General features: G+C 56.6%; 17 protein-coding genes. 9 read left to right on the top strand and 8 right to left on the bottom strand.

Translation table 11 applies throughout. From position 1 onward, the window contains the following. Positions 1 to 53: 53 nt before the first annotated feature. Positions 54 to 1,349: a short-chain fatty acyl-CoA regulator family protein gene (locus ACR0IY_RS14565; protein WP_480674484.1), complete on the bottom strand. Its 1,296-nt coding sequence runs from the start codon at positions 1,347 to 1,349 to the stop codon at positions 54 to 56. A 204-nt stretch (positions 1,350 to 1,553) separates the two neighbouring features. On the opposite strand from ACR0IY_RS14565, the gene ACR0IY_RS14560 reads away from it, so the two are divergent. From ACR0IY_RS14560 to aat, 4 genes are all read left to right on the top strand, one after another. Continuing rightward, positions 1,554 to 2,090 carry a LuxR C-terminal-related transcriptional regulator gene (locus ACR0IY_RS14560; RefSeq protein ID WP_480674483.1) on the top strand — a complete coding sequence of 179 codons (537 nt, stop codon included), beginning with the start codon at positions 1,554 to 1,556 and terminating at the stop codon, positions 2,088 to 2,090. 149 nt (positions 2,091 to 2,239) lie between these two features. Next, positions 2,240 to 2,740: an acetyl-CoA carboxylase biotin carboxyl carrier protein gene (gene accB / locus ACR0IY_RS14555; protein ID WP_480674481.1), complete on the top strand. Its 501-nt coding sequence runs from the start codon at positions 2,240 to 2,242 to the stop codon at positions 2,738 to 2,740. A gap of 9 nt (positions 2,741 to 2,749) precedes the next feature. Further along, the gene (gene accC, locus ACR0IY_RS14550; protein ID WP_480674479.1) at positions 2,750 to 4,099 is read left to right on the top strand and encodes an acetyl-CoA carboxylase biotin carboxylase subunit; all 1,350 of its coding nucleotides are present in this window, start codon (positions 2,750 to 2,752) and stop codon (positions 4,097 to 4,099) included. A 48-nt stretch (positions 4,100 to 4,147) separates the two neighbouring features. After that, positions 4,148 to 4,780: a leucyl/phenylalanyl-tRNA--protein transferase gene (gene aat, locus ACR0IY_RS14545; RefSeq protein ID WP_480674477.1), complete on the top strand. Its 633-nt coding sequence runs from the start codon at positions 4,148 to 4,150 to the stop codon at positions 4,778 to 4,780. On the opposite strand, the gene ACR0IY_RS14540 is transcribed toward aat, so the two are convergent. The 6 genes from ACR0IY_RS14540 to ACR0IY_RS14515 all read right to left on the bottom strand — a co-directional run bounded on the left by ACR0IY_RS14540 (position 4,735) and on the right by ACR0IY_RS14515 (position 8,497). Then, positions 4,735 to 5,103: a DUF2155 domain-containing protein gene (locus tag ACR0IY_RS14540; protein WP_480674476.1), complete on the bottom strand. Its 369-nt coding sequence runs from the start codon at positions 5,101 to 5,103 to the stop codon at positions 4,735 to 4,737. The genes aat and ACR0IY_RS14540 overlap by 46 nt on opposite strands. Further along, positions 5,100 to 5,552, bottom strand: a complete 453-nt coding sequence (gene mlaD / locus ACR0IY_RS14535; RefSeq protein ID WP_480674474.1) for an outer membrane lipid asymmetry maintenance protein MlaD — start codon at positions 5,550 to 5,552, stop codon at positions 5,100 to 5,102. The genes ACR0IY_RS14540 and mlaD overlap by 4 nt, the downstream gene beginning before the upstream one ends. A 13-nt stretch (positions 5,553 to 5,565) precedes the next feature. Next, complete coding sequence (locus ACR0IY_RS14530; RefSeq protein WP_480674472.1) at positions 5,566 to 5,949, bottom strand: NADH:ubiquinone oxidoreductase subunit NDUFA12; 384 nt, start codon at positions 5,947 to 5,949, stop codon at positions 5,566 to 5,568. A 79-nt stretch (positions 5,950 to 6,028) separates the two neighbouring features. Further along, complete coding sequence (locus tag ACR0IY_RS14525; RefSeq protein ID WP_480674470.1) at positions 6,029 to 6,403, bottom strand: Rid family hydrolase; 375 nt, start codon at positions 6,401 to 6,403, stop codon at positions 6,029 to 6,031. 63 nt (positions 6,404 to 6,466) lie between these two features. Then, positions 6,467 to 7,732 (bottom strand): ATP-dependent Clp protease ATP-binding subunit ClpX, encoded by a 1,266-nt coding sequence (clpX, locus tag ACR0IY_RS14520; protein WP_480674469.1) that lies wholly within the window; start codon positions 7,730 to 7,732, stop codon positions 6,467 to 6,469. A gap of 132 nt (positions 7,733 to 7,864) precedes the next feature. Further along, on the bottom strand, positions 7,865 to 8,497 hold the full coding sequence (locus tag ACR0IY_RS14515; RefSeq protein WP_058282412.1) for an ATP-dependent Clp protease proteolytic subunit: 633 nt from the start codon (positions 8,495 to 8,497) through the stop codon (positions 7,865 to 7,867). Positions 8,498 to 8,809: 312 nt separating this feature from the next. Here ACR0IY_RS14515 and ACR0IY_RS14510 point away from each other — a divergent pair, with 312 nt between their 5' ends. Beyond that, entirely contained in the window at positions 8,810 to 9,151 is a 342-nt protein-coding gene (locus tag ACR0IY_RS14510; RefSeq protein ID WP_480674467.1) for an ArsR/SmtB family transcription factor, read from the top strand. Between the two features lie 29 nt (positions 9,152 to 9,180). Here ACR0IY_RS14510 and ACR0IY_RS14505 read toward each other — a convergent pair whose 3' ends face one another. Beyond that, positions 9,181 to 10,272, bottom strand: coding sequence for a zinc ABC transporter substrate-binding protein (locus ACR0IY_RS14505; RefSeq protein ID WP_480674465.1), 1,092 nt, complete (start codon positions 10,270 to 10,272; stop codon positions 9,181 to 9,183). 94 nt (positions 10,273 to 10,366) lie between these two features. Between ACR0IY_RS14505 and ACR0IY_RS14500 the strand changes: the two genes are divergently transcribed. The 4 genes from ACR0IY_RS14500 to ACR0IY_RS14485 all read left to right on the top strand — a co-directional run bounded on the left by ACR0IY_RS14500 (position 10,367) and on the right by ACR0IY_RS14485 (position 12,597). Then, positions 10,367 to 10,846: a transcriptional repressor gene (locus tag ACR0IY_RS14500; protein ID WP_480674463.1), complete on the top strand. Its 480-nt coding sequence runs from the start codon at positions 10,367 to 10,369 to the stop codon at positions 10,844 to 10,846. After that, complete coding sequence (locus ACR0IY_RS14495) at positions 10,825 to 11,592, top strand: metal ABC transporter ATP-binding protein (RefSeq protein WP_480674461.1); 768 nt, start codon at positions 10,825 to 10,827, stop codon at positions 11,590 to 11,592. The genes ACR0IY_RS14500 and ACR0IY_RS14495 overlap by 22 nt, the downstream gene beginning before the upstream one ends. After that, entirely contained in the window at positions 11,592 to 12,386 is a 795-nt protein-coding gene (locus tag ACR0IY_RS14490; RefSeq protein ID WP_480674459.1) for an iron chelate uptake ABC transporter family permease subunit, read from the top strand. The genes ACR0IY_RS14495 and ACR0IY_RS14490 overlap by 1 nt, the downstream gene beginning before the upstream one ends. A 73-nt stretch (positions 12,387 to 12,459) precedes the next feature. Further along, positions 12,460 to 12,597, top strand: coding sequence for an entericidin A/B family lipoprotein (locus tag ACR0IY_RS14485; protein WP_480674457.1), 138 nt, complete (start codon positions 12,460 to 12,462; stop codon positions 12,595 to 12,597). Positions 12,598 to 13,457 lie beyond the last annotated feature (860 nt).

Below are 13,457 nucleotides of genomic sequence, written 5' to 3'. Positions count from 1 at the left end.
TTACTCAGATGTCACTCCGTCACCGCCAGCTTACGCGCAGTGCCCGGAAACTGTCAAAAACCTTCGCTCAGAATCGAAGGTTCGCGGCGCGACGAGCAGTCGCTGTTAGGGCAGACCCTGCAACTGGGACCAACCCGTGCAACAGCCCCTTCATCTTGCGCGACATCCTCAACCGATCGCACCAGCATGACAGATCGATAAACAGGTCCCTCGTCATATCCGGATATGGATTGCGGCCAGGCATAGGCGTAGCAGTCAAACATTGCAGCCGTCCGACCCACCTGGACAACTCGCTGCCGGATCGGCACCAGAGGGCGATTTAAAGCCTGAAACAACGGCCACAACGGACAGGCTTCTCCAAACCTTGGCATTGCAAAGCCTGGCACGGCTTTTGTGAACAGAATACTGCCGGATGCATCACACTCCACCAGCCCGGTTGGCCGGCCCAGATACCCATCGGGCAGCGCGGCAAGTCTGCGCAGTACTGTCGCCACATCCACAGAAAACCTTGCCGCCAGTTGCAGCGGGTCAAGCGCGGTCTCGGCAAGTTCAGCTTTCACCTCATGCAGTGGAATGGCTCGGGCATCTGCGGCATATACGTCCAGAAAATCCTGCGTAAGTGATTTTGCGGCAGCCGAATCCAGCTCGCTCAGGTCGATATCCGCACCATTGCCACCATCTTCGATCTGCGGGAAATGGTGCCCATTCCTGTCAAAAAACGCTTCGACATCCTCCAAAGGCACGCCACGCCGATCTTCGTCCGAGTCGCTGTCGTCCAGATATGCCACCAAGGACTTGGAGCTGTCTGCCAACCGTTCCGCATCTTGATGCAGGTTCTTGTGGAACCGATCCTGCCATTCGGGTTCGATCTCCTGTGTTTCGGCAAGAATCGCCGCAGTCGAACGAATCGCGGCGGCGGTGGAAAGCACTTCGTGCATGGATGCTGCCAGGTGCGGGTCATGGGTCAGACGGTCCGACAAGGTCTCGACCGTGCGCTCCAGCGAAACGACCCGGCGATGCATCTGCGCCAAGACGCCAGCCCATCCGGGGAACCGACCAGCGAATTCTTCTAGGGTGTCCAGTTCAGCCTGCTGGCCTACCGCGTCAGCAGCGGCCTCGCGAAGTGCCGAGATCAAGGTGGCTTCGATCCCCTGTGTCAGAACCGATGGTTCGACTACCAGAGCAGCCGCGATATCGACCAGAAGCTTTCCCCCGATCCGACGTCGGTTATGTTCGATCAGATTCAGATAGGACGCCGAAATTCCGACCTGCCGCGCCAGCTCGGCCTGCCGCAAACCTGCGATCTGACGCCTTTCCCGAATACGACTGCCTGTCAGCGTATTGCGCATGCTCTCGCCCCTCCCAATGCGGAACCGCCTATTCAAGAGTCGCCTGTTTTTCAGGACTCTTGATGTATTTCTAATAGTTAAGTGGGAATTATCAAAGCTTGTTTACAAACTTAACAAGCCAATCGATCGGGGGTAGCGGCTTTGCAATCCAGATTCTACGCGCCACCCCTTCAATTTTCACCCATTTCCCGGCACGATAGCCAGATGAGCGACCCAGCGTTTGAATATGCGCCAATCGGACTCGTCGAATTGGAAAACCGGATCATCCGGCGCTGCAATCTGCAGTTCGCCCGCACCTTTGGTGGGGAGGCTGCGGATTACCGCAACATGCCCCTTTTGCACCTCTACCCTTCGGTCGCAGATTGGGAACGGATCGGCGCACGCAGCCTTCAGGTGATGCGCGATACGGGCTATTACACTGACGAGCGTGTCATGCGTCGCCGTAACAGCGATCTGTTCTGGTGCCGTGCCCGTGGCCGATCCCTGACCCCGGACGACCCCTTCCGTCATGGCATCTGGAGCTTTTCCGACATCTCGGAAGAACGCCCCCTCGTGGAACTCACAGCGCGCGAACGCGAAGTTGCCATTCTGTCCTGCCGAGGCCTGTCTGCCAAGGAAATCGGCGCGGAACTGGGGTTGAGCTATCGAACGATCGAGGCATACCGCGCCCGACTTCTTGAAAAATTCGGAGCGCGTAAACTTCCGGAATTAGTGGCGAAACTTTCGGGAATGCCACTCTGACACTTTTCCCCGCAAAAACTTGGCAAAACCATACTCTGACAGGGCGAGACTGCGCTTTTCATGGCCGGGCGCATAGCTTATAACGCTGCGTAATCAGATCAAAGCCCGCACGGAACAGACGGGCCAAAGGGGAACCGTCGAGGACACTCATGACAGACACCAAACACGAAGCGGACGTGGCATTCATCAAGGCTCTGGCCGAATTGCTGCGCGAAAACGACCTGACCGAATTGCAGGTCAAACGCGAATATGGCGAAGAAGACAGCCTGAATGTGCGTGTCAGCCGCATGGTTCAGGCCGCGCCTGCCCCCGTACAGATCGCCGCCCCGGTGGCTGCCGCTCCGGCTGCACCTGCCGCTGCGCCCGTTGCTGCCGTAGCCGAAGCGCCTGCAGCCGTTGAGGATCCGGCCAGCCACCCCGGCGCCGTGACCTCGCCCATGGTCGGTACCGTTTACATGCAGGCTGAACCTGGCGCGCCTGCTTTCATCTCGGTCGGTGCATCCGTGTCCGAAGGCGACACCCTGCTGATCGTCGAAGCGATGAAAACCATGAACCACATTCACGCGCCCAAGTCGGGTACCATCAAACGCATTCTGGTGGGTGATGGTGACGCTGTGGAATTCGGCACCCCTCTGGTCATTGTTGAGTAAGGCAGGCCCATGTTCGACAAGATCCTGATTGCCAACCGAGGCGAGATCGCCCTGCGCGTGATCCGCGCTGCGCGCGAGATGGGGATTGCGACGGTCGCCGTTCATTCGACCGCCGACAGCGACGCGATGCACGTGCGCATGGCGGACGAATCGGTTTGTATCGGCCCGCCACCCAGCCCGCAAAGCTACCTGTCCATGCCCGCGATCATCTCGGCCTGTGAAATCACCGGCGCGCAGGCGATCCACCCGGGATACGGCTTTTTGTCAGAGAATGCCGAGTTTGTGCAGATCGTCGAAGATCACGGCATCACCTTCATCGGCCCCACCGCTGAACATATCCGCATCATGGGAGACAAGATCACAGCCAAGGAAACGATGAAGGCGCTGGGTGTGCCTTGCGTTCCCGGCTCGGATGGTGGTGTGCCGGATCTGGCTACGGCCAAGAAGATCGGCGAGGAATTCGGCTATCCCGTCATCATCAAGGCCACTGCAGGTGGCGGTGGACGCGGCATGAAAGTCGCCATGAATGCCAACGAGATGGAAAGCGCCTTCATGACTGCGCGGGCCGAGGGCAAAGCCGCCTTTGGCAACGACGAGGTCTATATCGAGAAATATCTGACCACACCGCGCCATATCGAGATTCAGGTCTTTGGTGACGGCAAGGGTAAGGCGGTTCATCTGGGCGAACGCGACTGCTCGCTGCAGCGTCGCCACCAGAAGGTGTTCGAAGAGGCCCCCGGCCCCTGCATCACGCCCGAAGAGCGCGCCAAAATTGGTAAAGTCTGTGCTGACGCGGTTGCCAAAATCAATTATATCGGCGCGGGTACTATCGAGTTCCTGTACGAAAACGGTGAATTCTACTTCATCGAGATGAACACACGTCTTCAGGTGGAACACCCGGTGACCGAGGGCATCTTTGGCGTCGATCTGGTACGCGAACAGATTCGCGTTGCTGCGGGTGAGCCTATGTCGTTCGGACAGGACGATTTGGTGATCAACGGCCACGCTATCGAGGTTCGGATCAACGCTGAAAAACTGCCCAATTTCTCGCCCTGTCCGGGCAAGATCACTGCTTATCATGCGCCCGGCGGTCTGGGTGTACGAATGGATTCGGCCCTGTATGACGGGTATTCAATCCCGCCATACTACGACTCGCTGATAGGCAAGCTGATCGTGCAGGGCCGCGACCGGAACGAGGCGCTGGCGCGTCTGGAGCGGGCTTTGGGTGAATTGATCGTCGACGGCATCGACACCACTGTGCCCCTGTTTCACGCGCTGCTGCAGGAATCCGACATCCACAGTGGTGACTACAACATCCACTGGCTTGAACGCTGGCTAGCGGAGAATATGGCCGAGTAAAACACTGGGGCCGAAGGGCTGCTGCTCTTCGGCCTTTGGGTATTCCGCATGAGCCTATCCCCTGAACTCTTACTGCACGGCTATTCCATCGGCATATTCCCGATGGCCGAGCATCGTGACGATCCGGAACTGTTCTGGGTCGACCCCAAATTTCGCGGCGTCTTCCCTCTGGATGGCTTCCATGTATCGCGCAGTCTTGCGCGACGTATCCGCAATTGCGGGTTTTCAGTGACAATAAATCAGGACTTTGCCGGTGTTGTTGATGGCTGCGCCGATCGCACGGATACTTGGATCAACGCTGAACTGCGGAGCCTTTATCAGCAAATTCACCAATCCGGTTACGCGCATTCTTTGGAAATATGGGATGCGGGTAATTTGGTCGGAGGGGTTTATGGGGTGACATTGGGCGCGGCTTTTTTCGGGGAAAGCATGTTCTCACGCCGAAAAGATGCGTCAAAAATCGCGCTGGCCTATCTGGTGGATCGCCTACGTCAAACCGGGTTCCACCTATTCGACACGCAATTTCTGACCGCGCATCTGGCCACGCTGGGCGCAATTGAAATTCCACGCGCGCGGTACAGGCAAGAGTTGAGCGAAGCTATCAACGCTAGTGCGGATTTCACAGCACCGTTAAATCAGTCACCCGAAGACGTTATACAGCGGATCACCCAGACGTCGTAGCGGGCATGATCCAGCGCGTTCAGTGCCGGGGACGTTGCGATCATCCAACCGTCAAACAATTGATCCGATTTGTCTTTTTCCCAAATCGTCAGATAGGCAAAGGCATCACCGGTCGGGTTGTCCACCGGATATCGGCAATCCCCCAGCGCAACGTCCAGACCGAAGACAAACCCGGATTCTCCGTTCCGCATTTCGACGTCGATGGTTTGACCGCTGACCTTATCCAGCCCGCGCAGCATTGCCCCGGGACCCGATTGAACCTTTTGTTGCGCTGCCACGCCAGTGGCGAACAGCAGCGCTGCCATCAAGGCAAACCGTTTCATTCGCTGCCATCCCCGGCGACAAATTTCACCAGCAATGAGATCAGGCTGACCGCACCCTGCGTATCTTCGACCTGATCACCAGGTTCGAAATAGAACGGAGACCCGCCGGGCATCACCTCGACGAAATTACCACCTAGCAGACCTTCAGATGAGATTACGATAGCGCTGTCATCTGGTACCAGAATCCCGTCCTGAATCGTGAATGTGGTATCCGCGCGATAGGTTTCAGGGTTCAGCATGACACCGGTTACGGTACCGATCTTGACGCCGGCCAACCGGACATCCGTTCCCACGCTGACCCCTTCGAGCGAGCGGAACGACGCACCCAGTTGATATCCGTTTCCGCCCTGCGAAAAGCCGGTGGACTGGCTCGCGTAGACGCCAAACGCAACGGCACAAGCCAGCACGGCCCCACCGACAAGTACTTCGGTAATGTTATAGTTGGACATTGCTCGCCTCGTATTATTCCGGGCTCCAGGCCTCGTAATCCGTGCGCTCGACCGGGTCCGGGCGGCGCAGAGACCCCGCAGGCGTATACGCCAAAGCGGTCCCTGTCAGGTTCTCCTGATGCGGCTTTTCCCAGGTTTTATGCGGCAACGGCTTGTCAGTCGGAGGCTCATCCCATGTGCGGTGCAGCCAACCGTGCCAGTCGGCGTCAATTCGGCTGGCTTCGGCTTCACCGTTGAAAATCACCCAGCGCTTGCTGTCGTCGGCATTGCGGTAAAAGACGTTGCCCTCATTGTCCTCACCTACCTTCTCGCCTTTGCGGGCGGTATAGATCTGTGTGTTCAAAGTGGCCCCGTTCCACCAGGTTACGGCCCGCAATAGACTGTTCAGGATACCCATCGGCTGCCTCCGGCATTTCTGTTCCCGCAGATATGGACCAAAGGCACGCCGAGGTCCAGTGTCACGAGGACCGCACCCACTAATCCGGCAAAACGGCGGTCACTTCAATTTCGATACGGTCTTCAGGGGTGATTAGATTGCATTCGGTCACTGTCGCCGCTGGTGGATTGGTACCGAATGCTTCGACCAACAAAGGCCAGCACAGTTCAAATTCGCTCATATCGGGAAGGTAATAGTTCACACGGACCACATGCGCAAAACTCGTCCCAGCCTCGGCCAGCGCTTTCTCAATAGCATCCAGAGCGGATTTGCACTGACCGACAATATCTTTGGGAATGTCGTCACCTTGCGCGCAGGTTCCGGCAACAAAGACAAACCCATTCGCAACCACCGCGCGGCAGTATCCGACTTTCGCCTCGAAATCTCCACCTGAAGAAATACGTCTGATCGTCATTTTGCCCCCCACATGAAAACGGCGCGGTCGAAGCCGCGCCGTGATTGGTAAATCGTCCTGAACTTACCCGGCCGAGGCCGATTCCGCCGCATCCGCGTAAATGATCAACGGTTGCTTGTCAGACGAAACCGCCTCTTCGTTGACCACGACCTCGGTCACGTTTTTCATTCCCGGCAGTTCGAACATCGTATCCAGCAGGATATCCTCAAGGATCGAACGCAACCCACGCGCACCGGTCTTCCGTTCGATGGCCTTCTTGGCGATCGCCTTCAGCGCATCGTCAGTGAATTCCAGTTCAGCATCTTCCAGTTCGAAAAGACGCTGATACTGCTTGACCAGAGCGTTCTTGGGCTTGGTCAGGATGGTCACCAGCGCATCTTCGTCCAGATCTTCCAGCGTTGCCAGGACAGGCAGACGTCCGACAAATTCCGGGATCAGGCCGAATTTCAGCAGGTCTTCAGGCTCCAGATCCTTGAAAATCTCACCCACGCCACGTTCGTCATTGTCACGCACATCCGCGCCAAAGCCCATTGCCGAGCCCTTGCCGCGCTGCGCGATGATCTTGTCCAGGCCAGCAAACGCACCACCGCAGATAAACAGGATGTTGGTCGTGTCCACTTGCAAGAATTCCTGCTGCGGGTGCTTACGGCCCCCTTGTGGTGGAACAGAGGCCACGGTGCCTTCCATCAGCTTCAGCAGTGCCTGCTGCACGCCTTCACCCGACACGTCGCGCGTAATCGACGGGTTTTCGGACTTGCGTGTGATCTTGTCGACCTCGTCGATATAGACGATGCCGCGCTGCGCGCGTTCGACATTGTATTCACTGGCTTGCAGCAGTTTGAGAATGATGTTCTCAACATCCTCACCCACATAACCTGCTTCGGTCAGCGTGGTCGCATCGGCCATTGTGAACGGCACATCCAGAATGCGCGCCAACGTCTGAGCCAGCAGGGTTTTACCGCAACCGGTCGGACCGATCAGCAGGATGTTCGATTTCGCCAACTCAATATCGCTGCCCGCTTTCTGAGCATGGTTCAGGCGCTTGTAATGATTGTGCACAGCAACCGACAGAACCCGTTTGGCCGTGGCCTGACCGATCACATAATCGTCCAGCACCTCGCAGATATCCTTGGGCGTTGGCACACCATCCGAGGATTTCAGACCACTGGCCTTCGTCTCTTCACGGATGATGTCCATACACAGTTCGACACACTCATCGCAAATGAACACGGTCGGGCCAGCAATCAGCTTACGCACTTCGTGCTGGCTCTTGCCGCAGAAGCTACAGTAGAGCGTGTTCTTGCCGTCACCGCCTGAATTTGTCGCCATGTTCTACCTTTCGCGCCTCGTCCCTGCGGCCCACCCGGAGCCGCGTTTGCCGCTGTTGGTGCAGCTTAGGACAGCACCGGGGCGGCTACAATCTCAAAATTTCCCCCACGCCGTTGACGCAGGGGGCTATTCTCAGGCTTCGTCGCCGTCCATTTTGGCGCGATTTTCGACGATTTCGTCGATGTGACCCCAATCCTTCGCCTCTTCCGGGCTCATGAAATTGTCACGGTCCAGCGCTTTTTCAACCGCCTTTTTTGTCTGCCCGGTATGACGTACGTAGATGTCATACAGGCGATCTTTCAGTTTCTGCGTCTCGGCTGCGTGGATCATGATATCGCTGGCCTGACCCTGATATCCGCCGCTGGGCTGGTGCACCATGATACGGCTGTTGGGCAGCGAGAACCGCATGCCTTTTTCACCGCCCGCCAGCAGAACAGACCCCATCGAGGCCGCCTGACCGATAACCAATGTCGAACATTTCGGCTTGATATACTGCATTGTGTCGTAAATCGACAAACCGCTGGTCACGACACCGCCGGGCGAGTTGATGTAGATCGATATCTCTTTGCTGGGGTTTTCCGCCTCGAGATGCAGCAGCTGGGCGACGACCAGATGGCTCATCCCGTCGTGGATCGGGCCGTTGATGAAAATGATCCGCTCTTTCAGAAGGCGCGAGAAGATGTCGTAGGCGCGTTCGCCCCGGCTGGTCTGTTCGACCACCATCGGAACGAGCGTATTCATATAGGTATCAACTGGATCGAACATTCTGAACCTGCCTGCTTTGCTATGGATCGGGACATTACCCGAAGAAACGTTACCCGAGTCTTAGTGTTGCCATCGGGGGGCTGCAAGGGGGGCCAGATACTTCGTGCCCTGCAACGACGATTTGGACCCATTACCCGCTGTGTCGGACTCACTCTCTGGTTTGCCGACCAAATTTCACAGCCCTCACATCACATCATTTTGATCCGTGCATATGGAAATACATGATCATAATATGTACCCAGTTGAGTTACACCGCTTTAACCGCTCTGAAAAACACGCACCCGTTCGCGAGTGCAAACAAGGATAACACCGATGGCCCTTCCCCAGCTTTCGCAAGATATGTCACCCGAATCCTTTGATAGGATGGTCGAAAACGCAACCCGCGCGTCGAACTTCCTAAAGGCCATCAGCCATGAGGGCCGCTTGATGATCCTGTGCCATCTCGTGTCCGGAGAAAAATCTGTGACCGAGCTGGAAGAGCTGCTTAGCGCCCGACAAGCCGCCGTCTCGCAGCAACTGTCACGCTTGCGTCTTGAGGGGCTGGTTACGCCTCGTCGTGAGGGCAAGGCGATTTACTATCGCTTGGCCGATGATCGGCCTCGCCGCATGCTCGAAGTGGTTTACGAATTGTTCTGCGGCGATGAGAAAGGCTGACTACACAGCCTTTCTCCATCATTACGACTTCACGATCCGCTTGCGCAGTTTTGATAGGCCACTACCAGTTTGCGCAGCAGTTCTGCATATTGGTCAACGCCGGGCTGTGTTGCGGTGCCGATCGGATCCAGTTCATAAAGCGCTGCACCGGTGCCCTCGATCGCCGTCTTTATCAGACGCGTGTCGTATTGCGGCTCGGTGAAGGCGCATGAGATTTCCTCTGAAACGACCTTTTCTTGCAGCGCGGCCAACCGCGCTGGGCCTGGTGCGGCAGCGTCACCCAAACTGACAGATCCCGACGTTTTTAAACCAAATCGTTTCTCAAAGTACTGGTAGGCATCGTGAAACGTTATAAAGGCGCGGTCCTGCATTCCGTCTAGATCAGCGACGATCTGATCCTGCAGCGCTACCAGCTCATTGTCGGCGGCCTGCGCGTTATCGCGGTATTTTTGTGCGTTTTCAGGATCTGCTGCGGCCAGGTTTTCCGCGATCACATGCACCCAGACGCGCGCATTCTCCGGGTCGAGCCATGCATGAGGGTCAACCCCGCTGTGATCGTGGCCGTGATCGTCATGCGCGTTGCCATTTTCTGCATGGTCTTCATGGTCTTCGTGACCCTCTTTATGTTCCGCGTGGTCGTCGTGACCTTCTTCATGACCCGCGTGATCGTCATGATCCTCGTGCCCGGCGTGATCGTCATGATCCTCCTCATGCCCCGCGTGGTCATCATGATCCTCTTCATGATCAGCGTGTTCGTTGTGATCTTCTTCACCTGCGACGTCCCGGAACTCGTACAAAACTGTTCCGTCCACATCCAGAAGCTCGACGATATTGGCCTTCCCGGACAAAGCGGTCAGAGGTTTTGCCATCCAAGGTGTCAGATCTTCGCCCATCCAGAACACTACATCTGCGGATTGCAGCGCGCGAGCTTCCGAAGGTCGCATCGCGTGGCTATGCGGCGAGGCCCCCGGCGGTATGATCAGATCCGGCTCACCCACCCCATCCATGACACGCGCAACCAGCGAATGAACCGGCGCAATATCGGCAGCCACGTTCGGGACTTCGGCAACGGCCTGGCCCGCCAAGCCAAGGCCAACTACACATAGGGAGGATCGTAACATATGAGCTCCTGAATGATATGTTATTACATTTATCGGCGACTTGATAAGATTGACGTTATAACATATCAAGCCCTAAATACCCGGAGCGCCTTTGATGAGTACAGTTGGATTCAGACAACACGACCACACACATTGCGTTCACACCGCACTGGCTCAGGCTGAGGCAAAGTGCAAAGCGCAGCGCCTTCAGTTTACGCCAGTCAGACGGCGCGTACTTGAAATCCTACTGGAAAAACATAGAGCTATGGGCGCTTATGACATCCTGAGTGTCTTGTCCGCCGAAGGGATGGGGTCACAGCCTCCCGTGGCCTACCGGGCGTTGGATTTCCTCGTGCAGAACGGATTTGTGCACCGGATAGAACAGCTCAACGCCTATGCCGCCTGCGCCCACCCGACGCATGAGCACGTACCGGCTTTTCTGATCTGCCGTTCCTGCAAAGCAGTCGCCGAAACCGAAACAGAACTGACACAAGGAAGGCTTGGTTCCGCTGCCAGTACGTCGGGCTTCCTGATTGAACGCGTCGTGGTTGAAGCCGAAGGCCTGTGCCCCGAATGCATTGGGGCACAAACGTGACGGCACCGTTGATTTCGCTGCGAGACGTTTCCATTCGAGTGGATGGAAGGACCATCCTCGAACAAGTGAACGCGTCGGTTTCCCAAGGAGAGATTGTCACCATCGTCGGGCCAAACGGCTCGGGCAAATCGACCCTGTTGCGCGCAATGATTGGCGCGATCTACCCCGCCGAGGGAACGGTTCACCGCGCATCGGGGTTGCGTATCGGCTATGTACCGCAAAAACTATCACTGGATGCAGCGCTACCGATGACTGTACAGCGCTTTCTGGGCCTACCCAAACGCATCTCGGCACGTGAAGCTGTGAGTGCGCTGGAGATCGCCGGGGTTCCTGATCTACGCAACAGGCAGATGACAAAACTGTCTGGAGGCCAGTTCCAGCGCGTTCTGCTGGCTCGCGCCTTGCTGGAGAACCCGCACCTTGTTCTTCTGGACGAAGCCACCCAGGGTTTGGACCAGCCTGGCGCGGCTGCGTTCTATCAGCGCATCGAACAGGTGCGCCGTGATCTGGGATGTGCAATCGTGATGGTTAGCCACGACTTGCACGTCGTTATGGCGGCTTCGGACCGAGTTCTGTGTCTGAATGGGCATATTTGCTGTGAAGGCTCGCCACGCACGGTGGCTGACGCCCCCGAATACCGCGCCCTATTTGGCAGCGGAACCAAAGGTACCATGGCGCTGTATCAGCACCAGCACAGCCATTCTCACGATCATGATCATGATCACGCACAGGACAATACCCATTGATGCTGGATGATTTTATGGTGCGGGCTGCTCTTGCGGGGGTCGGCGTTGCAATTGCAGCGGCCCCGTTGGGATGTTTTGTGGTCTGGCGACGCATGGCTTATCTTGGCGAAGCGACCGCGCATGCCTCGGTTCTGGGCGTTGCGTTGGCGCTGGCCTTTTCACTGCCCCTGCTGCCTGCAATCATCGCGGCGGCACTTGCTATGGGCCTGGCCGTGACCTTATTGCGCGGTAAGGGCTTTGCAATGGACACATTGCTGGGCGTCATTGCCCATACGGCACTGGCCTCGGGGCTGGTTACAGTTGCGTTGCTGGCAGATGTTCGGCTTGACCTGAACGCCTTTTTGTTCGGCGATATCCTTGCCGTAACAAAAAGCGATCTCGCGACCATTTGGGTGGGTGGAACGTTGATCCTCGGCCTAATGATCTGGCGCTGGTCCGCTCTTCTTGTGGCCACTCTGAACCCCGATCTGGCCTATGCCTCGGGCATTGACCCAAAACGCGAAGAGATCTGGCTGACGCTGGCCATGGCTTTGATCGTCGCCGTTGCCATAAAGGTCGTTGGCGTTCTTTTGATCGCGGCCCTGCTGGTCATCCCGGCCGCTGGGGCACGATCTTTGGTCAAGACCCCGGAAAGCATGGCTGTTTTTGCCGCCCTTATCGGATCACTGGCCGCTCTGGGTGGTTTAGGTGGGGCCTATCTTGCTGACACGCCTGCGGGGCCGAGCATCGTCTGTGCGGCCGCCGTGATCTTTGTTTTCACCGCTGTTTTTGGTCCTTTGTTGAATCGGGAATAAAGATGGGCAAAGTTCTGGTTCCGTTCAGAAAAAACTGCTACGCAACTCGAGACTTACACTAATGGAGACACCGATGATCCGTGCAATTTTGATTGGGCTGGCCCTGTTCACTCTTACCGCCTGCGAGACCGCCAAAGGCGCTGGTAAAGACATTGAGAAAGCAGGCGACGCCATCCAAGGCGCGGCCACGGATGTTCAGAACAGCCTGTAACTGCCCCTTAGTATTGCGTCGCAAAGACATATGCACCCAACATATAGTTGCGCGACACTCCGTTCCGCTGTACAACTTGGGTACAGGTGCATAGACGCGGCATTGCATTTCTGACACGAAGACGGGGTTCTTGTGCATTCACAAGAACCCCGTTCCCTTTTTCAAGGGTCGAGTGGTAGCCTGTCTAAAACCATTGTCCGGCAAAAGGAAAAGGCGTCAGGTGCGCAGACGCGGTCTTTGCACGTGCCCATGCGGACACCCCTGACGCCTTGCCGGGTCGACGCGCCCGAGGGACGCCTCGATCCAGTTGTTGCCGTGGCCCACAAAGGAACCCCAGCCGCTGCGTAGCACCGAAAGGCACCTTGCAACACGCGCCGACCTTCTGAGAGTCTGATCAAATGATGCAGGTGCGAAACCCATCTCAATCAACCATCCACCGGTAAGTCTTTGCAGCAAAGAAAATCCTAAGATCTACCCTGCCGCCTCGACCCCCTTGGCCTTTGCGTCCCACTCTGGTTCCTAAGAACCGTTGCGGTAAACAGACTGTTACATCAGGTTTGTAATCGGACAAGAAAATAGCACTGCAGCATGAAATTTAGCCGGGGATAACGTGTTGACAGCCCTTGGGAAAACATTGTGGAAAACTTTAGAAACCACGATTCCGCGCTGGTTTGACGATGGATAAGTCCAAACAGTGAAAATCGATCCGATTTTCACGCGTTTCTGCGCGTGCGAAGGTCTGCACTGGGGCAGATCTTTGGCAATAGCGTGGTTTTCATCACAGACTACGCCCCGGACCGCCGAATCGAGGTCGCTATTTCCTGTCTCTCGAACCGAATGGTCAATACGAACGCTTCGAC

It is taken from the genome of Ruegeria sp. BC1 (assembly GCF_056539305.1).
This window is presented reverse-complemented; position numbering and strand designations above follow the sequence as displayed.